At 64.0% G+C, this 22774-nt stretch carries 18 protein-coding genes; 11 read left to right on the forward strand and 7 right to left on the reverse strand.

The genetic code is table 11. The features are described from left to right. Together K8I04_03360 and K8I04_03365 are read right to left on the reverse strand one after the other, a co-directional pair. A partial coding sequence (locus K8I04_03360) for a cytochrome c biogenesis protein ResB (protein ID MBZ0070753.1) occupies window positions 1–667 on the reverse strand: 667 nt, incomplete at its 3' end. A gap of 231 nt (window positions 668–898) precedes the next feature. After that, window positions 899–1513: a cytochrome c4 gene (locus tag K8I04_03365; GenBank protein MBZ0070754.1), complete on the reverse strand. Its 615-nt coding sequence runs from the start codon at window positions 1511–1513 to the stop codon at window positions 899–901. A 174-nt stretch (window positions 1514–1687) separates the two neighbouring features. Here K8I04_03365 and yihA point away from each other — a divergent pair, with 174 nt between their 5' ends. Then, the gene (yihA, locus tag K8I04_03370; protein MBZ0070755.1) at window positions 1688–2293 is read left to right on the forward strand and encodes a ribosome biogenesis GTP-binding protein YihA/YsxC; all 606 of its coding nucleotides are present in this window, start codon (window positions 1688–1690) and stop codon (window positions 2291–2293) included. Between the two features lie 367 nt (window positions 2294–2660). Here yihA and polA read toward each other — a convergent pair whose 3' ends face one another. Next, entirely contained in the window at window positions 2661–5375 is a 2715-nt protein-coding gene (gene polA / locus K8I04_03375; GenBank protein MBZ0070756.1) for a DNA polymerase I, read from the reverse strand. A gap of 95 nt (window positions 5376–5470) precedes the next feature. Here polA and K8I04_03380 point away from each other — a divergent pair, with 95 nt between their 5' ends. The 8 genes from K8I04_03380 to K8I04_03415 all read left to right on the forward strand — a co-directional run bounded on the left by K8I04_03380 (window position 5471) and on the right by K8I04_03415 (window position 15568). Further along, on the forward strand, window positions 5471–6196 hold the full coding sequence (locus K8I04_03380) for a TIGR00730 family Rossman fold protein (GenBank protein MBZ0070757.1): 726 nt from the start codon (window positions 5471–5473) through the stop codon (window positions 6194–6196). A 61-nt stretch (window positions 6197–6257) separates the two neighbouring features. Then, window positions 6258–6551, forward strand: coding sequence for a DUF2782 domain-containing protein (locus K8I04_03385; GenBank protein ID MBZ0070758.1), 294 nt, complete (start codon window positions 6258–6260; stop codon window positions 6549–6551). Window positions 6552–6704: 153 nt separating this feature from the next. After that, on the forward strand, window positions 6705–8756 hold the full coding sequence (locus tag K8I04_03390; GenBank protein ID MBZ0070759.1) for a carbon starvation protein A: 2052 nt from the start codon (window positions 6705–6707) through the stop codon (window positions 8754–8756). A gap of 3 nt (window positions 8757–8759) precedes the next feature. Continuing rightward, window positions 8760–8942 (forward strand): YbdD/YjiX family protein, encoded by a 183-nt coding sequence (locus K8I04_03395; protein MBZ0070760.1) that lies wholly within the window; start codon window positions 8760–8762, stop codon window positions 8940–8942. Window positions 8943–9141: 199 nt separating this feature from the next. Next, complete coding sequence (locus K8I04_03400) at window positions 9142–12087, forward strand: EAL domain-containing protein (GenBank protein MBZ0070761.1); 2946 nt, start codon at window positions 9142–9144, stop codon at window positions 12085–12087. Between the two features lie 376 nt (window positions 12088–12463). Further along, window positions 12464–12835, forward strand: coding sequence for a PepSY domain-containing protein (locus K8I04_03405; GenBank protein ID MBZ0070762.1), 372 nt, complete (start codon window positions 12464–12466; stop codon window positions 12833–12835). A gap of 15 nt (window positions 12836–12850) precedes the next feature. Beyond that, the gene (locus K8I04_03410; GenBank protein ID MBZ0070763.1) at window positions 12851–13321 is read left to right on the forward strand and encodes a DUF2271 domain-containing protein; all 471 of its coding nucleotides are present in this window, start codon (window positions 12851–12853) and stop codon (window positions 13319–13321) included. A 21-nt stretch (window positions 13322–13342) separates the two neighbouring features. Beyond that, window positions 13343–15568: a PepSY domain-containing protein gene (locus K8I04_03415; GenBank protein MBZ0070764.1), complete on the forward strand. Its 2226-nt coding sequence runs from the start codon at window positions 13343–13345 to the stop codon at window positions 15566–15568. Between the two features lie 171 nt (window positions 15569–15739). Here K8I04_03415 and uvrD read toward each other — a convergent pair whose 3' ends face one another. Next, window positions 15740–17917 (reverse strand): DNA helicase II, encoded by a 2178-nt coding sequence (gene uvrD / locus K8I04_03420; protein MBZ0070765.1) that lies wholly within the window; start codon window positions 17915–17917, stop codon window positions 15740–15742. A gap of 154 nt (window positions 17918–18071) precedes the next feature. On the opposite strand from uvrD, the gene K8I04_03425 reads away from it, so the two are divergent. Both K8I04_03425 and K8I04_03430 read left to right on the forward strand, forming a co-directional pair. Continuing rightward, entirely contained in the window at window positions 18072–18296 is a 225-nt protein-coding gene (locus K8I04_03425) for a hypothetical protein (GenBank protein MBZ0070766.1), read from the forward strand. Between the two features lie 195 nt (window positions 18297–18491). After that, entirely contained in the window at window positions 18492–19208 is a 717-nt protein-coding gene (locus tag K8I04_03430) for a DUF481 domain-containing protein (protein MBZ0070767.1), read from the forward strand. A gap of 435 nt (window positions 19209–19643) precedes the next feature. Here K8I04_03430 and K8I04_03435 read toward each other — a convergent pair whose 3' ends face one another. The 3 genes from K8I04_03435 to K8I04_03445 all read right to left on the reverse strand — a co-directional run bounded on the left by K8I04_03435 (window position 19644) and on the right by K8I04_03445 (window position 22658). Further along, complete coding sequence (locus tag K8I04_03435; GenBank protein MBZ0070768.1) at window positions 19644–21143, reverse strand: 2Fe-2S iron-sulfur cluster binding domain-containing protein; 1500 nt, start codon at window positions 21141–21143, stop codon at window positions 19644–19646. A 45-nt stretch (window positions 21144–21188) separates the two neighbouring features. Continuing rightward, window positions 21189–21542, reverse strand: a complete 354-nt coding sequence (locus tag K8I04_03440; protein MBZ0070769.1) for a hypothetical protein — start codon at window positions 21540–21542, stop codon at window positions 21189–21191. Window positions 21543–21821: 279 nt separating this feature from the next. Continuing rightward, window positions 21822–22658, reverse strand: coding sequence for a hypothetical protein (locus K8I04_03445; protein MBZ0070770.1), 837 nt, complete (start codon window positions 22656–22658; stop codon window positions 21822–21824). Window positions 22659–22774 lie beyond the last annotated feature (116 nt).

Below are 22774 nucleotides of genomic sequence, written 5' to 3' on the forward strand. Positions count from 1 at the left end.
GGAACAGGATGTTCGCGTTGCTGCCCTCCGGCACGGTGACGCTGCCGCGGAAAGACGGATTGCTCACCGGCAACCAGGAGTCGCGCGGGACCTGCGAGGCGGGGATGTCGCGGGTCTCGACCGTGATCCGGCCGGTGAGCTCCTTGAGTTTGAGCGGCAGGTTGCCGTCGACCAGCCCCCCGACACAGATGATGACAATGGCCGCATGGGTCAGCAGATAGCCCAGGCGGTTGCTCGCGCCGCGCATCGCGGCGATGACGGTGTGGTCGCCGTGCTCCTTGCGGCGCAGTTTGTAGCCATTGGCACGCAGCCCCGTCGTGACCCGGCGCTCCACCTCGGCGGCCGGCAGCGCCAGCTGCCATTCATGGTTGGCGTGCATGGCGCGCAGCGATACCTCGCGCGCATTCAGCCGGTAGTTGCGCATGTCGCGCAGCATCTGCGGCGCGTTACGGTAGATGCAGACGCTGGTGGACACCACCAGGAAGGCCAGGATGACCAGAAACCAGCTGGCGCTGTAGACGTCGTACAACCCCAGGTCCTGGAAGGCCTCGAACCAGAACGGGCCGAACTTCACGATGTAGTTCTGGTAGGGCTCGTTCTGCTGGAGCACCGTGCCGATGACAGAGGCGATCGCCACCGCCACCAGCAAGGTGATCGCAAGATTCATGGAGCCGAGGAATTCCAGCAGGATGGTGCCCACGGACGGGCGACGGCTGGTACTCGGGGTGGGGCTTTGGCTGGGAGTGGACACGCGCACTACCTCGACGGGGGTCGGCGGCCATTGTACACCCACCGCTGCGGTGACTCGCCCCTCCAAGTGCTATGGAAACAAACAGAAACAACCATAAGGGTGGCCTGTGGCCACCCTTCGTGTTGACGGGTCACGGCCCGGTCTGGATCAGCGCAGACCCTGAATGTAGGAGGCGACCGCGCCCATTTCCTGGTCGGTCATGCGCGCGGCGATGTTCTGCATCATCTTGCCGGCGTCGTTGGTACGCTCACCGGCGCGGAAGGCCTGCAGCTGCAACACGGTGTAGGCGGCATGCTGGCCCTGCAGGCTCGGGAAATTCGCCTGCGGATTGCCGGCACCGTTGGGACCGTGACAGGCCATGCAGGCCGCGACGCCGGTGGTGGCATTGCCGCCGCGATAGAGCTTCTCGCCGGCAGCGACCAGTTCCGGATCGGCCTTGCCGCCGGCCAGGGTCTGACTGCTGTAATAGGCGGCGATGTCGGCCATATCTTCCTCGGACAGGCCGGCGGCCATCGGTGACATCAGCGGATTGCTGCGCTCACCGCCCTTGAACGCCTGGAGCTGCTTGACGAGGTATTTGGCGTGCTGGCCGGCGAGCGAGGGCCACTCGGGATTGGGGCTGTTGCCGTCGGCACCGTGACAAGCGATGCATGCAGCCGCCTTGGCCTTGCCGGCGGTGGCATCGGCGGCCTGCGCCGCCGGGGCCGAGACCAGGGCCACGGAAAGGGAGAGAGTCGCTGCGAAAACGAACCGGTTGTTCATGGTGAAACCAACTCCTGTAGCCTCGAGGCGATGCGGAAAGAGGGCGCTGGGCGCGGCCGGCCGGGCAGTCCCGACCCAGAGAGCCGCCATTTATACCAGTGACCCCCCCGCCGATTCAAGCGCGAAGCGATCGGCGCATGACAAGTACGGGGCGAGCGGCCACAATGCGCAGCCATGAAAAACCCCTTCACCGCCGCCGAATTCCTCACCAGCGCCGCCCGCCTCAGCCAGGCGCCGGCCGACACGGGCCGCGAGGCCGCCTTCGCCGGGCGCTCCAATGCCGGCAAGTCCAGCGCCCTGAATGCCATCGTCGGTCACAAGGGCCTGGCGCGCACCAGTAAGACGCCTGGCCGCACCCAACTCATCAATTTCTTTCCGGTTACCGATGACGCACGCCTGGTCGACCTGCCGGGGTACGGCTATGCGAAGGTGCCGCCGGAGGTGAAGGCACAGTGGGAACGGCACCTCACTGCCTATCTGCAGCAGCGCGAATCCCTGGTCGGCCTGATCCTGCTCATGGACATCCGCCACCCGTTGACCGACTTCGACCGGCAGATGCTCGCCTGGTGCCGCGACGCCGTGCTGGAGGTGCACGTGCTGCTCACCAAGGCCGACAAGCTCAAGCGCGGTGCCGCACAAAACACCTTATTGAAGGTACGCCGTGAACTCACCGGCCTGTACCCGCAGGCCAGTGTGCAGCTGTTCTCCGCTGTCGACGGTACCGGCCTCGACGCCGCCCGCGCCCTGCTCGCGACCTGGCTCGAACTGGGGCCATCCTGATGAAACCTTGAAGGTCGCGAGCGCCCGGACGACAGGCAAAAAGAAACCCCGGTATTCAAGGGGGGGAGTACCGGGGTCAACACCACCCGGCTTGGGGATACCGGGCTGGGGGGGTGATCCCGCACTAAGGGAGGAAGAGCGGGATCGAGAAACGTATTTTGTCTGAAATCTGTCGGTCACCTCGCACGCTGGCTGACTCCACCTTCCAATACCTGCCTTCAGTCTAGACCATGCCATCGGGCTATGAGTTCCGGCCCCGCGACAAACGATTCCACCATTCGGAAAACCACCGTTAACACAGAGCGTCGATACATTGGCGCCATCGCTGCCGCCCATCCAACCGCCGTTTCGCACTTACCCAACCTTATCAATGCGCCTCATCCCAGTTGGCGCCGATACCCACATCGACCTCCAGCGGCACGAGAAGTTCCGCGGCCCCGCGCATGCGGCGCAGGACCCCGGACCGGAGCCGGTCCACGTCCGCCTCGGCCACCTCGAATACCAGTTCGTCGTGTACCTGCATGATCATGCGCGCCTGTACGTCACCCTCGCCCAGCCAGCGGTCCACATCGATCATGGCGCGCTTGATGATGTCCGCCGCCGTGCCCTGCATGGGTGCATTGATGGCGGTGCGCTCGGCGGCATTGCGGCGCTGCAGGTTGCGGACATTGATCTCCGGCAGATACAGGCGTCGACCGAATACGGTTTCGACATAGCCCCGGTCGTGCGCCTGCGCACGGGTCGCATCCATATAAGCCTTCACACCGGGATAGCGCGCGAAGTAACGGTCCACGTACTCCTGCGCGGCACCGCGGTCGAGACCGAGTTGCTTCGCCAGGCCGAAGGCCGACATGCCGTAGATCAGGCCGAAATTGATGGCCTTGGCGGAACGGCGCTGCTCCGCCGTGACCTGCTCGCGCACCACGCCGAAGACCTCGGCCGCGGTGGCACGATGGATGTCCTCGCCATCGGCGAAGGCCTGCAGCAGGCCCGCGTCCTGCGACAGGTGGGCCATGATGCGCAGCTCGATCTGAGAATAGTCGGCGGCGACGATCCGCTGCCCCGGCGGCGCGATGAAGGCCTGACGGATGCGGCGGCCCGCCTCGGTGCGCACCGGGATGTTCTGCAGGTTCGGATCGGTGGACGACAGGCGGCCGGTGGCGGCCACCGCCTGCTGATAGGAGGTATGCACGCGGCCGGTGCGCGCGTCGACCTGCTCGGGCAGGCGGTCGGTGTAGGTCGATTTCAGTTTCGACAGGGCGCGGTGTTCGAGGATCAGCTTCGGCAACGGATAGTCCAGCGCCAGCTCCGCCAGCACGCTCTCCGCCGTCGACGGCGCACCCTTGGGCGTCTTGGCGAGTACCGGCAGGCCCTGTTGGTCGTAGAGGATCTCCTGAATCTGCTTGGGTGAGGCGAGATTGAACGGCTGGCCCGCGACCCGCTGCGCCTCGGCCTCGGTCTCCCGCAGCTGCTCGGCGAGCTCGCGACTCTGGCGGGCCAGCATGGCGGTGTCGACCAGCACACCGGCACGCTCCATACGCGACAGCACCGGCACCAACGGCAGGTCGATCTCGCGGAATACCCGCGCCAGGGCCGGTTCCTGTTCCAGCCGTGGCCACAGCGCCCGGTGCAGGCGCAGGGTGATATCGGCATCCTCCGCCGCATAGGGCGCCGCCGTCTCGATGGGCACCTGATCGAAACGCAGTTGCTTCGCGCCCTTGCCGGCCACCTCGGCGTAGGTGATGGTCTTGTGGTCGAGGTATTTCAGCGCCAGTGAATCCATATCGTGGCGGGTGGCGATGCTGTCGAGGACGTAGGATTCCAGCATGGTGTCGAAGGCGATACCGGCGAGATCGATGTCGTGGTTGGCCAGTACGCTCATGTCATATTTGAGGTTCTGGCCGACCTTGCGGTGCGCGTCACTCGCCAGCAGGGGCCGGAGCCTTTCCAGCACCGCCTTGCGATCGAGCTGCGCGGGCGCACCGACGTAGGCGTGCGCCAGCGGCACATAGGCGGCCACCCCGGGCTCGACGGCGAAGGACACGCCGACGATCTGTGCCTGCATGTAATCGAGGCTGGTGGTCTCGGTGTCGAAGGCGAACAGTTCGGCGCTGCGTAACTGCTCCAGCCAGCGATCCAGCGCCGCCTCGGTCAGCACGGTCTCGTACTCGGCTGCGGGTGCCGCCGGACGCGCGGCGGACGCGGCCGGCGCCGGATCGCCGGAGTCGTCGAGCTGCCGCAGCCAGGCATTGAACTCCAGTTGCTCGAGCAGCTGGTGCAGCCGCTCGCGGTCGGGGGTGCGCATCTGCAGATCGTCGATGCCCTGGTCGAGCTCGACATCGCAGCGGATGGTGGCGAGTTCGCGCGACAGCTGCAGCTGATCGAGGTGCTGGCGCAGACTCTCTCCGACCTTGCCGCCGATCTCATCGGCCCGGGCGATGATGGCGTCCAGGCTGCCGTATTCGGCCAGCCACTTGGCGGCGGTCTTGGGACCGACCCTGGGCACACCGGGGATGTTGTCGCTGCTGTCGCCGACCAGTGCCAGGTAATCGATCATGCGCTCCGGCGGCACACCGAACTTGTCGATCACACCCTGGATATCGAGGGCACTGCCGGTCATGGTGTTGATGAGGGTGACGCGCGCGTCGACCAGCTGGGCGATGTCCTTGTCGCTGGTGGAGATCACCACCGGCAGGCCGGACGCCGACGCCTGCCGCGCCAGTGTACCGATGACATCGTCCGCCTCGACGCCGGACACCTGCAGGATGGGAAAACCCATGGCCGCGACCAGGGCATGCAGCGGCTCGATCTGCACGGCGAGATCGTCCGGCATGGGTGGGCGGTTGGCCTTGTAATGCTCGAACAGGTCGTCGCGGAAGGTCCGGCCCTTGGCATCGAAGACCACCGCGATGTGCGCGGGTGCATAGTCGGCCAGCAGCTTGCGCAGCATATTGGCCACACCGTAGACGGCACCGGTAGGCTCGTTGCGCGAGTTGGTCAGCGGCGGCAGGGCGTGGAAGGCGCGATAGAGATACGAGGAGCCATCCACCAGTACCAGGGGGGTCGAAGTCGGTGTCTCCATGCCGGTCGTGCCGTCCATCGCGTATCTGCCGCACCAGGCTTACATGCTATCATGCGCCACCACCCGGCTTCACCGCGGCCCAGCCGATGAACCCAATGGATCACAAGACCCGCAGCCAACACCCCGGCATGAAACCGGCCAAAGGCGCCGAGCTCACCCGCGAATCCTGGAAGATCTTCCAGATCATGGCGGAATTCGTCGAGGGCTTCGAGCGGCTGTCCAGCATCATGCCCTCGGTGAGCATCTTCGGTTCGGCGCGCACGCCGCGGGATGCCCCCGAGTATCGCCTCTGCGAGGACATCGCGCGGGCGCTGTCCGATGCCGGTTTCTCGGTGATCAGCGGCGGTGGCGGCGGCCTCATGGAGGCGGCTAACAAAGGTGCTCAGGCCGGCAAGTCGCCCAGTGTCGGCCTGAACATCCAGCTGCCGCACGAACAGGTCGGGAACCCCTATCAGGACATCGCGCTGGACTTCCGGCACTTCTTCTCGCGCAAGGTGATGTTCGTGAAGTACGCCTCGGCCTATGTGATGCTGCCGGGCGGCTTCGGGACGCTGGACGAGCTGGTGGAGATCCTCACCCTGGTGCAGACCGGCAAGGCACCGCGCATCCCCATCATCCTGGTGGGCCGCACCTTCTGGAGTGGGTTGATCGACTGGTTCGCCGACACGCTGGTGAAGGCCGAGACCATCTCACCGCAGGATCTCGATCTGTTCGAGATCCTGGACAGGCCCGAAGAAGTCGTCGATGCTATCTTCAAATTCTACGAGACCCGGGGCTTCGAGCCATCGCCCCAGGAACAGGAAATTCTACTGCAGCTCTGATCACGCCATGACACGCCTACTGCTCACGACCGCCCTGCTGTGCCTGTTCTCCACCGGACTGATGGCGCAGGACCCACTCCCCCCACCGTCCCCGGACGCAGACGCGCTGCCGCCACCGCCCATGCCCGCCGACGAGCGCGAGGGTATCGAGCCCGAGGTGACCATCATCCGCAAGGCCGACCGTACGGTCGAGGAATACCGCATCGGTGGCGAACTCTACATGATCAAGATCACACCCCGCCGCGGCGTCCCCTACTATCTCGTCGATACCGACGGCGACGGCAGCCTCGAGACCCGCCGCAACGAACTCGACCCCAAGCTCCTGATACCGAGTTGGATCATCTTCCGCTGGTAGCACCCCGCAGGTGCATCTCTCCCGTGGTGGTGGATAATCCACCGGCCGCGGCAGCGCCCAAGAATGCCGGACGCCACGCCCGCCCTGTGACGGAGGAATCGAGTCGTGCCCACCCCCGCTGACGCCACACCGCGCCCGCTGACCCCGCTCGGCATGCTGATCTGGTTCGTCGTCGCCATCACCGGTGCGTCTGCGGTCGGTGGCATCGCCCTGCACCGCGGCGAGAGCATCAACAGCCTGTGGTTCATCGTCGCGGCGGTGTGTGTGTTCGCCATCGGCTACCGCTTCTACAGCGCCTTCATCGCCGCCAAGGTCCTGGTCATCGACCCGACACGCGCGACGCCGGCCGAACGCTTCGATGACGGCCGCGACTTCGTGCCGACCAACAAGTGGATCGTCTTCGGCCATCACTTCGCCGCCATCGCCGGCCCCGGCCCGCTGATCGGTCCGACACTGGCCGCACAGTTCGGCTATCTGCCGGGCACGTTGTGGATCCTCATCGGCGCGGTGCTTGGCGGCTGTGTACAGGACTTCGTCATCCTGTTCCACTCGACCCGCCGCAACGGCCGCTCACTCGGCCAGATGGCACGCGACGAGCTCGGCCCCATCGGCGGTATCGCCGCGATGCTCGGCGTGATGACCATCATGATCATCCTCATCGCGGTGCTGGGCCTGGTGGTGGTCAACGCCATGAAGCACAGCCCCTGGGCGACCTCGACCGTCGCCGCGACCATCCCCATCGCCATCCTCATCGGGCTGTACATGCGCAACCTCCGGCCAGGGCGCGTGCTGGAGGCCTCGCTGCTGGGACTGGCGTTGCTGCTGTTCGCCGTATGGGGCGGCGGCTGGGTGAATGATCAGCCGGACCTGCGCGGCTGGTTCGACTACGCCGCGCCCGAGCTTGCCCTGATGGTGATCGCCTACGGCTTTGCCGCGGCGGTGCTGCCGGTGTGGCTGCTGCTGGCACCACGGGACTATCTCTCCACCTTCATGAAGCTCGGCACGATCATCGCGTTGGCCGTGGCCATCGTCATCCTGCGCCCCGACATGAAGATGCCGGCGTTGACCCAGTTCATCGACGGCACCGGCCCGATCTTCGGCGGTACGCTGTTCCCCTTCGTGTTCATCACCATCGCCTGTGGCGCCATCTCCGGCTTCCATGCGCTGATCGCCTCCGGCACCACCCCCAAGCTGCTCAGCAACGAGCGCGACATGCGCATGATCGGTTACGGCGGCATGATGATGGAGGCCTTCGTCGCGATCATGGCCATGATCGCCGCCTGTGTGCTCGATCCCGGTGTGTTCTTCGCCATCAACAGCCCGGCCGGTATCGTCGGCACCGATCCCGCCACCGCGGTGGCGACCATCTCGAGCTGGGGCTTTCCCGTCACGGTCGAGCAGATGGAGGCGCTGGCACGCGAGATGGGGGAGGCGACGCTGTTCGCGCGCACCGGCGGTGCGCCCTCGCTCGCCGTCGGCATGGCCAGCATCTTCGCGTCGGCGTTCGGGGCCGGCCTGCTGGCCATGTGGTACCACTTCGCCATCATGTTCGAGGCGCTGTTCATCCTCACCACCCTGGACGCCGGCACGCGCGTCGCACGCTTCATGCTGCAGGACATGCTCGGCAACCTGGTGCCGGCACTTGGCCGGACCTCCTGGTATCCGGGCGTGCTGCTCACCAGTGCGCTGGTGGTGCTGGCCTGGGGCTATTTCCTCTACATGGGTACGCTCGACCCACTCGGCGGCATCAACAGTCTGTGGCCGTTGTTCGGCATCTCCAATCAGATGCTCGCCGCCATCGCGCTGTGCGTGGCGACCACCATCCTGGTTAAATCCGGCAAGGTCCGCTACGTGTGGGTCACCGCCATGCCGCTGACCTGGCTGGTGATCATCACCTCGACCGCCGCCTGGCAAAAGCTGTTCAGCCCGGAGCCGCGCATCGGCTTCATTGCCCATGCCAACGAACTCGCCACCCGACTCGCCAGCGGTGCCATCCCGCCCGAGAAGATCACCCAGACCCAGCAGCTTATCTTCAACCACCGCCTCGACGCCGTGCTCACCATGCTGTTCCTGCTGCTCACCTGGGTGCTGGTGCTCGACACCCTGCGCGTCTCCCGCCGCGCCCTCGGCGGCCACATCCACCCGCCGCTGTCCGAGACCCCGCACGAACCGACGCGGCTGGCCGAAGGCTGGGTGCGGGACTGAGCCATGCATACGCTGAAACGCATCTGGGCCTGCATACGCCAGCTGAGCGGCGATGACGCCTACGAGCGCTATCTCGCGCATTGGCACATACACCACGCGGCCGAAGGCGGTGAACCGCTGTCGCGACGGGCGTTCTTCAAGGCGGAACAGGAACGGAAGTGGAACGGGGTGCGGCGCTGCTGCTAAACAATGCGGGCCCGGGGCGGCCGGATGTTTTGCTTGCAAACCCAGCCTGTTATGCCATTATACTTTCGGCCCGCGTGTACAAACGGATCTAGCGGCCTAATAAGACAGGGAAAGTTATGACGAAAACTCGCTAATTTTCGATTGGGGGGAATCCTTTTACGGGATCTGCCTGACAGTGACAGGCTACGACCTTCAACGTGTGCGACACCGGTTCACGCTCTGGATCGCTGCCGGCTTCGTCCTCACCCCGATCGTCGGGCTGGGCGGCGGGCTGCTGTTCGGACTGCACGATACGCCCACCCTGGTGGCGGCCGCGCGGGCCGGCATCCTACCGACGGCACTGGTCGTGCTGGCGGGCCTGGCGCTCATCCGTTTCCGTACCTACCTCCAGCCGCTGTTGCAGTGGCTCGTCCAGCATCCGCACGGTGGCAGCGCCCCCAGCCATCTCCACCGCCGGCTGGCACGCTTCGGCCGCGAGTACTGGGGGCTGCTCCTGCTCTATGCGCTGACGCCACCACTGCTACTGTTTGCGACTGCCGGCGGCGACTTTGCCGCGCCCCCGGTCGAGTCGCTCATCCACATAACGCTGCTGCAGGTGACGGCAGCCATCCTGGTCGGCTTGCCCATCTATTTGATCACCCTCGACCTGCTCGGCGAACTGGTGGCGTACATGGACCTGCAGCAGGTGCAGGTCAGCCTTAAATCCAAGATCGTGCTGCTGGGCGGCCTGCTGCCGCTGCTGTCTTATGCGGTGTTCATGCAGTACCACTGGCTCCACGGCGGCGGTCTGGACATCACACTCGCAGGGCTCTGGGGTGCGCTCGCACTGGTCACCGGTCTGGTGACCTGGCTGGCCACCCGCAGCGTGGCGCAGTCGCTGCAGCCGGTGCAGGAGGTGCTGACGCGCAGCGGCGCCTCCACACGCAGCGAACTCGCCCAGTTGCGACCGCGTTCGACCGACGAAATCGGCTATCTCACGCAGACACTGGGCCGCTTGTTCCGCCGCCTGGGCGACCAGGAATCGCACATGCGGGCGGTGGTCGACCATGCCGCCGAGGGCATCATCGTGGTCGATGAGCACGGTACGGTCGACACCTTCAACGCCGCGGCCGAACGGCTGTTCGGCTTCGCCGCGCTGGACATCCGCGGTAAGCCACTGGCCTGGCTGCTGCCAGAGCTGCTGAACGCCGATGGCGTACCGGTGGTGGACGGCAGTGAACATGAGGTCGCGGCCCAGCACCGCAACGGCCGATCGCTGCAGGTGTCGGTACGCGTCAGCGAGATGCACATCAGCGGCAACCCCATGTACACCTGCCTGGTTGCGGACATCACCCAGCGCAAGCGGGCCGAGGACAAGATGGTCAAGGCCGAGGCACGCTACCGGGATCTGGTCGAGACCGCCCACGACCTGGTGTGGAGCACCGATGCCAAAGGGTATTGGACCTATCTGAACAATGCCTGCCAGTCGGTCTACGGCCGGCCCCCGCAGGAGATGATCGGCCGGCACATTCAGGAATTCTGTACACCCAGCTTTACCGAGAAGGACACGCAGGCCTTCCAGGCGATCCTCGCCGGGCAGGAGCTGGTGCAATACGAGACAGTGCATCTGGATGAGCAGGGCCATTACCGGCACCTGAGCTTCAACGCCAAGGCCCATCAGGATGCCGCCGGGAATATCCTGCACATCAGCGGCACGGCGCGCGACGTCACCGAACAGAAGGCCTTCCAGAGGCAGCTTGCCTATCAGGCAGAGCATGATTCGCTCACCGGCCTGTTCAACCGCCACTACTTCCAGCAGGAACTCGAGCGTACCGTGGCGCGCGTCGGCCGCAGTGGTGCCGACTGTGCGCTGTTCTACATCGATCTCGATCAGTTCAAGTACATCAACGATACCCTCGGTCATGCCGCCGGCGACCAGTTGCTGATCGAGATCAGCCTGCTGGTGTCCTCGCACGTGCGCGAGGGTGATCTGCTGGCACGCTTCGGTGGCGACGAATTCACATTGTTGATCTACAACATCAAGGCAGCGGACATCCCGAAGGCCGCGGAGAACTTCAGGCTCCTGTTCGAGAACTATACGTTCTTCTACGACAACAAAAACTTCAACGTTACCTCCAGTATCGGCGCAGCGACCATCGACACCGCGTCCACCTCCGCGGACGAGGTGCTGTCGCACGCCGATCTCGCCTGCAACATGGCCAAGGCACAGGGCCGCAACCGCGTGCACCTCTATAACCCGGAGGACCGGGACAAGGCCGGCATGGCCGAGGACATGGGCTGGGCGGCGCGGGTGCGCGAGATGCTCGAACACGATCGCTTTCTGCTGGTCTATCAGCCGATCATGGCGGTCGCCAGCGGCGAGGTGCAGGATTACGAGGTGCTGGTACGTATGGTCTGCGCCGACGGCGAACTGATCCTGCCCGGCGGCTTCATGCCGGCCGCCGAACGCTTCGGCCTGATCCACAACGTGGATCGCTGGATCGTACAGCGCGCCATCCGCCAACTGGCCCATCTGCGCGAACAGGGTACACAGGTGCGCTTCTCCATCAACCTGTCCGGCAAGGCCTTCGAGGATAGCACCCTGTTACCGACCATCCAGAATCTGCTGAGGGAAACCGACCTCGACCCGGCGCTGCTGACCTTCGAGATCACCGAGACCGCGGCCATCGCCAACCTCGGTGCCGCCACACGCTTCATCGGTGCGCTCAAGGATATCGGCTGCCAGTTCGCGCTGGATGACTTCGGCTCCGGCTTCAGCTCCTTCACCTACCTGAAACACCTGCCGGTCGACAAGCTCAAGATCGACGGATCCTTCGTGCAAGGCATGGCCCAGGCGAGCGTCGACCAGGCCATGGTGCAGTCCATGAATCAGGTCGCCCACGCACTTGGCAAGCTCACCATCGCGGAACATGTCGAGAGCGCGGAGACCCTGCAACTGCTGAAGGAGTACGGTGTCGATTTCGCCCAGGGTAATTTCATCGGCAAGCCGCGCGAGGCGCTGATCAATCTCACCCCCAGCACTACCCCCAGCACTATCTTCAGTGCCAATCCCAGTACCAATCCCACTATCGCCGTGGTGACACGTACCGCCACCAGCAACGTCACGCCCATCAAGGGCGACGCCAAGGCCCACGGCGATCACTGACGCGATCACCGCAATCTGCGGTAACCGCACGCAATCAGTACTACCCCCAAACCGGAAGTTCACGCGTCACCGATCACGACCCAGCCCCCAGCGGGGTGGCAAGCTCTGTGGTGCGTAAGCCTGTAAATCAGCATTTCCTTACCCCATTCCTGGCCACGGCAGCACACGGGATGACCTGGAAAAGGGCTCATTAGACAAGGCCCTGAAACCAAACCGCGGAAGATGATCCCGGGGTTATGGATTGAATGCCGTCCGTGTTGTTCCGTGGGTTCCGTGGCTATTTTTACCGGGCATCAGCATGCCTTGAATCTGTTTCAGGTTCATTTCAGGAAGGCATGCCTAAGATGCTGCACGAAAACCAAGCAGGAGACCGACCATGAACAAAAGCATCCTTGCCATCAGCCTCGCTTCAGTCCTGGTTGCCGGCGGCGCGCTGGCGGATGAGCGCTGCGATGACCCGATTTCTGACTGGCAAAGCCGCGACGCACTCCGCCAGAAGCTGGAAGACAACGGCTGGAAGGTGAAACGCATAAAAATCGACGATGGCTGCTACGAAGTGAAGGGTGTCGACCACAACGGCAACCGCTTTGAGGCCACGTACGCACCCGCCTCGCTGGAGATCCTCGAACTGGAAATCAAGTTCGATAACACCGGCAGTGAAACGGATTACCTGGGCGAGGGAATGCCTACCGACAGCGCGTCCGTACCATCGACCCGGTCGGCCAGACCGACCGCCACCATCGAATAGCCGAGAGGGCATCCCATGAAGACTAAACCGCTGGTTTTTTTCCTGGCGACGGCACTGGCATTACCAGTACTCGCCGAGGCCCGCCCCGTTGTCTTTGCAACTGAACTGTCGACCTACAACGGCGATGGCGCGTACGTAGCCTTATATCTCACCGATGCCAACGGCCTGTACAAACAAACGCTGTGGATCGCCGGAGAGAAGGCCAAATATTACAAACATCTGGGTGACTGGGCGCGTGGCAGCCGCATGAGACGTGCCGAATACGATGGCATGACGGGCGCCAGTGTCCACAGTGGACAGACGCTGCGGGTGACCATCGACCTGGATGATGCTCTGATCGACGCGGGCTACCAGGTGCACATCGACACGTCCGTCGAGGACATGCGGGACCATCGTTCCGAGGTGGTGGCGCCACTGACCACAGAAGGTGCCGGCAAGCCCATTGCAGGCAAGGGCTATGTCAAGTCCTTGACCTACACGTTCTGAACAAACGACAGGATGCTACTCATGTTACGTCAGTCTCATTCCCTGCCCGGCCTGATAGGTGCATTGCTGTTGGCAGTGCTGGCCGTGACCGGAGCCATCCTGTCCATCAATCCCGTACAGGAGCGGTTGCACACGACCATTCCCGCATCCGGTGCCATGAGTGTTGCCGATCTGACGGGCAAGCTCGCTGCAAATTACCAGGGCGTCGAACAGATTCAACGCACACCGTCTGGCGCCATCATTGTGTATTTTACCGATGGCAACCAGTCGGGCGTGGACCGGGTCGACCCGGAGACCGGAACGGCTGTGACCGCCTATGAAGCCCCATCCATCATGCGCTGGGTGAAGAACCTGCACCGGTCGTTACTGCTCGATACACCGGGCCGGGTGGCATCAGCAACGGGCGCGGCACTGATGCTGTTGTTGACTGTAAGTGGCGCCTTCATGTTGGCGGCGCGATCGGGCGGCTGGCGCAAGATCCTGCATCCGGTTGGCGGTACACCTGTCCAACGGCTGCACGCCGCAGTGGCCCGGTTTGCCGTTCTCGGGCTGCTGCTGGCCGCGACCACAGGGCTGTATATGTCCGCTGGCAGCCTCGAACTGATTTCCGAAGCCGCGGAAGCGGAGGTGAATTTTCCCGCTGAGGCAGGCGCTGGCACCCCACAGCCGGTCGAGACACTGGCCGCATTGAAAGCGACTGACCTGAGCGACCTCCGGGAGCTTGTGTATCCCTACGCCGGCGACCCGACCGATGGCTATTCCCTGCTTACCCGTCAGGGTGCGGGCTTCGTCGACGCATCCAGCGGAGCGTTGCTTTCCTTCCAGGCCCACAGCACCCGGCGCAAGGTGTACGAATTCATCTACATGCTGCATACCGGCGAGGGCCTGTGGTGGCTGGGGATATGGCTCGGCCTGTCGGCACTGGCCGTGCCGGTACTGGCAGTCAGCGGCATCCGGATCTGGTGGAAGCGCCGCCGGGCGCTCCCCAGATTGACCGGCAACAGCCCGGCCGATGCAGCCGCTACCGTGATCCTGGTGGGCAGTGAAAACAACACCACCTGGGGCTTTGCCAAAACCCTGCATGATGCACTGACCCGTGCGGGCCAGCGTGTCCATACCGCTCCCATGAACCGTCTGGCCGCGCACTACCGCAAGGCAGAACGGCTGTTTATCCTCACGGCCACCCATGGCGACGGCGGTGCACCCACGTCCGCTAACCAGTTTCTGGCGAAGCTCGAAAAATTCGAGGGGACACCATCGTTCCAGTTTGCCGTACTCGGTTTCGGCGACCGGCAGTTTCCCAAATTCTGCCAGTTCGCAATCGACGTCGATGCGGCGCTGACGGCCAAGGGCTGCACCGCACTGAGCCCGCTCGACATGATCGACCGGCAGTCGCCACAGGAGTTTGCCCGCTGGGGTAAGAATGTGGGTGAACGCATCGGTGTCGAGCTGAATCTGGAACACATCCCCGAATGCCCGAAGACGAGCCGACTGCAACTGGTTGAACGGGTGGACTACGGCAGCGATGCGGATACGCCCACAACCGTACTGCGTTTCAAGCCGACCCGGCAAACGGACAAAGCCGGAACACTGCGTGCTCGCTACTGGCCACAGCGGCTGCCCCGATTCGAAGCGGGAGATCTCGTTGGCATCCTGCCGCCGGGCAGCCACACCCCCCGTTTCTACTCCCTCGCGTCGTCGTCGCAGGAGGGTATGTTGGAAATCTGTGTGCGCAAACAACCTGGGGGATTGTGCTCAGGCTACCTGCACAGCCTGCAACCCGGCGCGGCCATCGATGCCTTCATCCGGCACAATCCGAACTTCCGTCCCAATACCGGCAAGGCGTCTGTCATATTGATCGGTGCAGGCACGGGTATCGGACCACTGACTGGATTCATCAAGCACAACACACCCCGCCAGCCCATGTACCTGTACTGGGGCGGGCGCAATCCACAGTCCGATTTCCTCTATCAGCCGGAACTGAACCGTTATCTGGAAGATCAGCGGTTGACCGAGCTGAATACCACCTTTTCCCGCAGCGGCGACCGCGCCTACGTGCAGGACAAGATCCATGCCGATGCCGCGAAGCTGCGTGAGCTGATTCTCAAGGGTGCGCAGATTCTCATCTGTGGGGGCCGGGAAATGGCCACCGGCGTCATGACAACGATCGATGAGATCGTCGCACCGCTGCATACCAGCGTGCAGGCACTCAAGGCAGAGGGGCGTTATCGGGAAGACGTTTACTGAAATCGATGGGATTATGGCCACGGAAGCACACGGAAGCACACGGAAAAACACGGAAAGGATGCAATCCGTAAACCAGGGATCATCACCCGCGGTTTGGTTTCCGTGTAGTTCCGTGTGCTTCCGTGGCCAAGACCGGCATGAGAAAGGCCCTTTCGATAGGTGCTGCTGATGTCACACCGGCTCCAGACTCGCGTACGCCAGCACCAGCCACTTGGCACCTGCATCCATGAAATTCACCTGTACGCGCGCGTGTGAACCCTGGCCCTCGTAGTTGAGCACCACGCCCTCGCCAAACTTCGCATGCCGCACGCGCTGCCCCAGTTGCAGTGCGCCGGCCGGTTCCGCCGGCATCGCCACATGGCCGCGTGGTGCGGCGGCATAGAGCGGGCGCGATACCTGTACCTGCGGTCGCACCTCTTCGATCAGGTGCCCGGGGATCTCGCGCAGGAAGCGCGACGGTGGCGCGTAGGATTCGCTCCCATGCAGCCGCCGACGCTCGGCGCAGCTCACGGTGAGTTCACGGCGCGCGCGGGTGATACCGACGTAGCACAGGCGACGCTCCTCCTCCAGACGTCCGGGCTCTTCCATCGACATCCGATGTGGAAACAGGCCCTCCTCCAGGCCGACCAGGAACACCAGCGGAAACTCCAGGCCCTTGGCCGAATGCAGCGTCATCAGCTGGACGCAATCCTCCCAGGCGTCGGCCTGCCCCTCGCCGGCCTCCAAGGCCGCATGGGTGAGGAAGGCGGACAACGGATCCATCTCGATCTCGCTGGCAAGATCCTCAGGCTCCCACTGCCGCGCCGCACTGACCAGTTCCCCGAGGTTCTCGATACGGGCCTGGCCGCGCTCGCCCTTCTCCTTCCGGTAGTGCTCGACGAGGCCGCCGGCCTGAATGGCCTGCTCGACTTGTTCGTGCAGCTCCAGACCCGGGAGACTGGCGGCCAGTGCGTCGACGAGCCGGAGGAACGCCGTGAGCGCGTTGAGCGCGCGTGCCGGCAGGGTTTTCTCGTCGATGACGCGCTGCGCGGCGGCCGTCATGGGGATGGCGAACTGCCTGGCGTATTCGCGCACCATGGCGACGGTGCGATCACCGATACCGCGCGGTGGCTGGTTGACAATGCGCTCGAACGAGGCGTCGTCACTGCGGTTCGCGGCCAGCCGCAGATAACCGAGCGCGTCTTTGATCTCGGCACGTTCGAAGAAGCGCAGGCCACCATAGACGCGATAGGGAATCCCCCGCTGGATGAGCTGTTCTTCAAAGATGCGCGACTGGGCGTTGGAGCGATAGAGGATCGCGCACTCGGCACGCGCATGGCCGCGCTCGCCATGTCGGGCGATGCAATCGACGACGAAGCGTGCCTCATCGTATTCGTTGTAGGCCGTGTACAGCCGGATCGGCGCACCGTCGGCCCCCTCGGTCCACAGATTCTTGCCCATGCGCCCCTGGTTGTGGGCGATGAGTGCGTTGGCGGCGGCGAGGATGGTTGCGGTGGAACGGTAATTCTGTTCCAGACGAATGACCTGGGTACCGGGAAAATCCTCGGTGAAGCGCTGGAGGTTTTCGATCCGCGCACCGCGCCAGCCGTAGATCGACTGATCGTCATCACCCACCGCGAAGATACGCCCGTGGGCACTGGCCAGCAGCCGCAGCCAGGCATACTGGATGCTGTTGGTATCCTGGAACTCATCGACCAGTACATGCTGGAAGCGCTGCTGGTAATGACGCAACAGCTCGGGGTTCTTCAGCCACAGCTCGTGCGCACGCAGCAGGATCTCCGCAAAATCCACCAGGCCGGTGCGCTGACAGACTTCTTCGTAGGCCGTGTAGACACGGATCTGCGTCTTCAGGTGCGGATCATCGTAGTGCTCGATGTGCTGCGGTCGCAGGCCTTCCTCTTTCTTGCCATTGATGAACCACTGCAGCTGCTTGGGCGGCCAGCGCGACTCATCCAGCTCCAGTGTCCGCACGACGCGTTTGACCACCCGCAGCTGATCGTCGGAATCGAGGATCTGGAAGGTCTGTGGCAGATTCGCCTCCCGCCAGTGGGTCCGCAGCAACCGGTGCGCCAGGCCATGGAAGGTACCCACCCACAGGCCGCCGGCGGGCATACCGAGCAGCTGTTCGGTACGATGGCGCATCTCGCTGGCGGCCTTGTTGGTAAAGGTCACCGCCAGGATGGCGTACGGCGAGATCCCCTCGACCTGGATCAGCCAGGCGATGCGGTGCACCAGCACCCGGGTCTTGCCGCTGCCGGCGCCGGCCAGCACCAGCACCGGGCCGGCCGGCGCGGAGACCGCCCCGCGCTGGGCGTCGTTGAGCGGATCGAGGATGTGAGAGATGTCCATCGCGGCATTTTACCAGATCGGCGTCACTCGACCGGTGCCCGGGGTCGCATGACACATCGATGGAAAATGGCGGCCCGTTGTAGCAAGCTGGGCCGGCGCGCCGCGGTCCTGCGCGCCTCGACAGCGGATACGCGAAACTCAACAGGTAACGCCCATGGAATACCTTGGTGACATCTTCAGTACCCTCGCCGTGCTCGGCCTGGCGGCCCTGGCAGCCGTCTGGTTTTTCGTCCCCTTCGCCATCTTCGGCACGAAATCCCGCATGGATGACCTCGTCGACGAACTGGAGCAGACCAACCGGCAGCTGGCCGAGATCAAGGCGATCCTCAAGCGTGAACAGTCGGACGAGGACCTTCCCTCCATCCACGCGACACGCTGACGGAACCGGCGCACGGTCGGTGCGGTGCGTGTCGCCCGCCGGGGCGCGCTGGCCATGGATCTGATCGCGCCCATGGGGGCGTTGTCCGGACAGGTGATCTGAAGGCCTCATGACAGGCGGTTGCAGCGGCTGCACCTCCCGTGCGTATTCGGGTAGCATGGCGCGCTTCCTAATCGCCGCAGACCGGAGGCCTTGATGCAGTTTCCCCGCTACGTGATCCTTGCCCATGCGCTCACTGCCGCAGCCCCCACGGCCGCAGTGGAGCTACTGGGTACCGAATGGAGTGGCGCCGGTGAGTTCGGTTACGTCGCCACCTCGGGCAACACCGACACCCAGAGCATGAGTGCGAAGATCAATCTCGCCAACGAACGTGCCCGATGGCGCCACACCCTCAATCTGGAAGCGCTCAACAGTTCCGACGGCGATGCGACCACGGCCGAGCGCTACGCGGGCAACTGGCAGACCGACTACAAATTCACCGAGTTCGACTACCTCTTCGGCCGCCTGAGCTATGAGACCGACAAGTTCAGCGGCTATGAGTACCGTAGCAGCGAAACCGTGGGCTACGGCCGGCGTGTACTGAAGACGGAAACCATGACACTTGATCTCGAGGCGGGCCTTGGTGCGCGGCAGAGTAAGCTGGGGGATGACGGCACGGAGCACGAGACCATCGGGCGTTTCGCGGGCCGCTATACCTGGCGGATCAGCCCCAACGCGAAACTCACCGAAGACCTGTCGACAGAAATCGGCAGCGACGCCACGGTCACCCGCTCGATCACGGCGCTGCAGGCCGACATCATCGGCAATCTCGCCGTGAAGCTTTCGTACACCGTCGAAAACACCTCCGACGTGCCACCCGGTATCAAGAAAACCGACACCGAGACCATGGCGTCGCTGGTGTATAAGTTTTGATGGGCGTGAGGCGTGCGCGTGAGGCGTGAGGCGTGAGGCGTGAGGCGTGAGGCGTAAAAGCAAACCCCTTTTTAGCCACGGAAGCACACGGAACAACACGGAATGTAAAACCCAATTGTGGCCTGACACCTGTAGGAGCGGCATTCCTGGCGCGATTCCGGCGGGGTCGCTTACCCAATCCAATCGCGCCAGGAATGCCGCTCCTACATCAACAGCTCTTCTGTGTTGCTCCGTGGATTCCATGGCTAAAATCGGGTTTGGGGTTTGGGGTTTGGGTTTCACGCCTCACACCCCACTCCGCACCACGGTGCGTCGCTGGCGCCGACGCACCCTACGATTTGGGTTTTTACAAGAGCATTTTTTTCCGTGTTGTTCCGTGTGCTTCCGTGGCTAAAAAGGGGTTTGCTTTTACGCCTCACGCCTCACGCTCATGCCTCACCCCCCACTCACCAACCCCCGGATCTGCGCCGCCGGTACGCCACGGGCGATGAGGTGGCGGCGGATCGCGTCCAGTTCCGTGGCCGGTGCGGCGATGTAGAAGTCGAGGGTCGCGACGTCGTAATGCGGCGCGGCGATGGCGGTCAGCAATCCGGCCGGTAGCACGCGCGCCTCGTTGTTATCACTTGGGGCGGGGGTCTCCGCACGCCAGTGGGTGTAATGGAAGTTGTCCAGGGCATCGGCCCAGGCGCGGCCGCGGTTGTGCATATAGGGCTGCTCGCCGCGGCTATGCACACGGAACAAGTACAGCGCCTCTGCGGTGTCCAGGGCCAGCGCCTGCCCGATCATGCTCTTGATGGGTGCAAAGCCGATGTCCCAGGCGATGAAGACGATGGACCGCAGGGAGTCGTTGTCCACGACGAAATCGCCGCTGGGCCCTTCGATCATCATGGTCTGATGGAGCTCCACGCCCTCGAGCAACTGACGGGTGAAGGCATCGTCGCCCCGCATGCGGATATGGAACTCCAGCACATGCTCGTCGCAGGGACAGCTGGCAATGGGGTAACAGGCGCGCAGATCACCGTTGACCAGCCAGGCCGACTGACCGGCGAGAAAACGCAGCCGGGCACCTTCGACCAGGCGCAATGACAGCAGCATTACATCATTTTCCACGCGCTCCATCGCCGCGACCTGGGTGCTCAATCGCTGGGTCTCGATGCTCGCGGGATCGGTCGTCTCCGTCACCTCCAGCCGCACGTCGGTGACCGCGGTGTTGCAGCACATCAGGATGATATCGCCGGCCTTCCGTTCCGCCTCACTGAAGTGATAACGCTGCCGCCGCACCAGCTTGAGGGTCCCGTTGGTCAGCCGTGCCCGGCAGCGCCCGCAGCTGCCGTCGCTGCAACCGTAGTCGAGTGCCAGACCGGCATGCAATCCGGCATCAAGCAGGTTGTCGTTGCCCTGCACCAGGAACTCATGGCCACTGGGCTGCACATGCACCTGAGCGGCCATGACCCGCAGCAGCGTATCGGTGGCATACAGTTCTCCCTCATCGTCGATACCGCGCGTCAGATTGCTCAGATTGCTGTCCAGCCAGTCGCGCAACTCCTCGATGTCATCCCGCGTCGGCCCGGCGTCCGCGGTGGCGAACTTGCGCAGATAGTCCTGCAGCTGCTGCAGGAGGATGTCGTAGCGATGCACCCAGTAGTTCGCCGTGCCAAGCTCGTGGCTGAGCGCAGTCACGCGCATCGCCAGGACCTCGGCGTCGGGTAGCTGGTCCAGGCCCCGCCGGCTGCGCGCATGCTCGATCAGATGATCTGCGCGCTCGATCATGGCGCTGTCCTCGACCTTGGTCTGCGGGTAGACGCGCAGCAGCTCGGACAAGTCGATCTGGCCTTCGAAGGTGGTGAGTTCGCCGTCGCGGATCTGCTGCTGCAAGGTGGCTCGCTTCACGCCGACCAGACGGGCCGCACGTGAGACGCTGGTGAATTGTGGCATGGGCGGATCCTCCTGTTGCGCCGTCGACATTGCGACGCGTATTGCCTAAGGATAGTCGCGCGCCCGCGCGACCGGTCCATGTGGTCCGAATTCGTGCCGTCCCCGGCGCAGGCGCTTGTAGTTACGCACCATGATAATGGTCTTGAGCAGCGTGCTCCGATCGATCGCGGCCACCGCCAGGCCGATACGGATAGGGACCCCGCGCGGTCCGGGCACGCCGATGTCCAGGTACTGCAGCGGTGCGTCTTCGGTTGCGGCCAGGGCGACGAGTTCGGCATCCCAGACGACGTCCTCACCGTCGAAACGCCCGCTGAACCGCAGCCGTGCCTCGCGGCCGCCGAGCGCGTCTTCACACAGGTAGTCGCCGCCCTGTGCAGCCAGTTCGGCGCGAAACGCCATGAGCGCAGCATTCATTCCAACAACCCCAATCGCCACGGAAGCATATGGAAAGCATGTACCCCAAAAACCGTATTTGCCACGGAAGCACACGGAAAAATACGGACCAGGCCATACACCTCATACAACAACTCTCCGCACCCGCCAGGTGATGAGCCGGCGCTGCTCGACACTATTTCATTTCCGTGTGTCCCGGAGGTGTTGCCCAAGAATTTTCCGTGTTCTTCCGTGTGCTTCCGTGGCCAAAAGCAATTCGATATTCATGGGGACGGGGCGGCAGGGCTAACCGGCGCGCAGCAGCTTGGCAGACACCAGCGCCACCTGCATCGCGTCGCGGTCGAGCACCTCCGGAAACATCGCATGGTTGTCCAGCAGCCGGGCCGGATTGCGGCAGGCGGCCGCCTCCAGCCAGCGGCGGGTCGCATGCGACAGGTTTTGATGCGCGAGCAGCGCCGGCGCATGCCAGGCGTGGTAGCTGTCGACCAGCGCCTGCGCCGTCGAGTCCGGCCAGCGGTCGGCGACCAGCAGCTCGGGAAAGGCCTCGCGCGGCAGGTGGCGCGCACGCAGGAGGCTATCCACCCGCAGGCCGTCGTGCCCGATGCCGCTGCCATCGGGCAGGCGCTGAAACCACTGCAGCACCGGCCGCGGCCGCGCGACCAGATTCACCTGGCGCTCGAGCACGTCCTGGGCACGCGGCGGCGCACTGCCGGCAGGGGCGTGGCGACGGGTCGTGAACGTCGTTTCGAGCGCGGCACACTGGAAGCCCGACGTGGTCGTCAGAAACGGCTGCCAGGCAGGGGTCTTCACCGCGTCGATCTCCTCCAGTCGGCGGCGCGTCTTGAGCAGTGCCAGCGGCAGCAGCGTCGCCTTGTCGAGCAACCACAGCTCGATCGGATCCTGCTGCGGGAACGGCAGACGCGGCCGTTCGTTCAGCGCACGCATCAACTGGTCGGCGGCGGCATCATCGCCGCCACTGGCCGCGTGCTGATCAGCGCCCTGCAGACGGACGGTCCAGTGACGCCCGTCGGTGGAATAGGCTCGTGCGCGCCCGGCATCCACTACCTGGATCATACCCTGGTAGGGGGAGAAGCGACGCAAGGCATAGTACCTGGCCTGCATGCGGACACTCCCGGATACATCGGCTGGCCGTACAGGGTGTCAAGGAGCCTGTCGGTGTCCTTGTGAGGCGGCAGCCTGACGGCTTAAGTCTTGCCCACTCCAGGCCTGCTCTGCAA

The sequence above is a fragment of the Gammaproteobacteria bacterium genome, from assembly GCA_019911805.1.
Lineage (GTDB): Bacteria > Pseudomonadota > Gammaproteobacteria > Thiohalobacterales > Thiohalobacteraceae > JAHJQQ01.

What these genes read in the sequence shown, in the direction of transcription:
- K8I04_03365 (MBZ0070754.1), bottom strand. Translation starts at nt 1,513, where the DNA reads ATGAACAACCGGTTCGTTTTCGCAGCGACTCTCTCCCTTTCCGTGGCC.
- yihA (MBZ0070755.1), top strand. Translation starts at nt 1,688, where the DNA reads ATGAAAAACCCCTTCACCGCCGCCGAATTCCTCACCAGCGCCGCCCGC.
- polA (MBZ0070756.1), bottom strand. Translation starts at nt 5,375, where the DNA reads ATGGAGACACCGACTTCGACCCCCCTGGTACTGGTGGATGGCTCCTCG.
- K8I04_03380 (MBZ0070757.1), top strand. Translation starts at nt 5,471, where the DNA reads ATGGATCACAAGACCCGCAGCCAACACCCCGGCATGAAACCGGCCAAA.
- K8I04_03385 (MBZ0070758.1), top strand. Translation starts at nt 6,258, where the DNA reads ATGGCGCAGGACCCACTCCCCCCACCGTCCCCGGACGCAGACGCGCTG.
- K8I04_03390 (MBZ0070759.1), top strand. Translation starts at nt 6,705, where the DNA reads ATGCTGATCTGGTTCGTCGTCGCCATCACCGGTGCGTCTGCGGTCGGT.
- K8I04_03395 (MBZ0070760.1), top strand. Translation starts at nt 8,760, where the DNA reads ATGCATACGCTGAAACGCATCTGGGCCTGCATACGCCAGCTGAGCGGC.
- K8I04_03405 (MBZ0070762.1), top strand. Translation starts at nt 12,464, where the DNA reads ATGAACAAAAGCATCCTTGCCATCAGCCTCGCTTCAGTCCTGGTTGCC.
- K8I04_03410 (MBZ0070763.1), top strand. Translation starts at nt 12,851, where the DNA reads ATGAAGACTAAACCGCTGGTTTTTTTCCTGGCGACGGCACTGGCATTA.
- K8I04_03415 (MBZ0070764.1), top strand. Translation starts at nt 13,343, where the DNA reads ATGTTACGTCAGTCTCATTCCCTGCCCGGCCTGATAGGTGCATTGCTG.
- uvrD (MBZ0070765.1), bottom strand. Translation starts at nt 17,917, where the DNA reads ATGGACATCTCTCACATCCTCGATCCGCTCAACGACGCCCAGCGCGGG.
- K8I04_03425 (MBZ0070766.1), top strand. Translation starts at nt 18,072, where the DNA reads ATGGAATACCTTGGTGACATCTTCAGTACCCTCGCCGTGCTCGGCCTG.
- K8I04_03430 (MBZ0070767.1), top strand. Translation starts at nt 18,492, where the DNA reads ATGCAGTTTCCCCGCTACGTGATCCTTGCCCATGCGCTCACTGCCGCA.
- K8I04_03435 (MBZ0070768.1), bottom strand. Translation starts at nt 21,143, where the DNA reads ATGCCACAATTCACCAGCGTCTCACGTGCGGCCCGTCTGGTCGGCGTG.
- K8I04_03440 (MBZ0070769.1), bottom strand. Translation starts at nt 21,542, where the DNA reads ATGGCGTTTCGCGCCGAACTGGCTGCACAGGGCGGCGACTACCTGTGT.
- K8I04_03445 (MBZ0070770.1), bottom strand. Translation starts at nt 22,658, where the DNA reads ATGCAGGCCAGGTACTATGCCTTGCGTCGCTTCTCCCCCTACCAGGGT.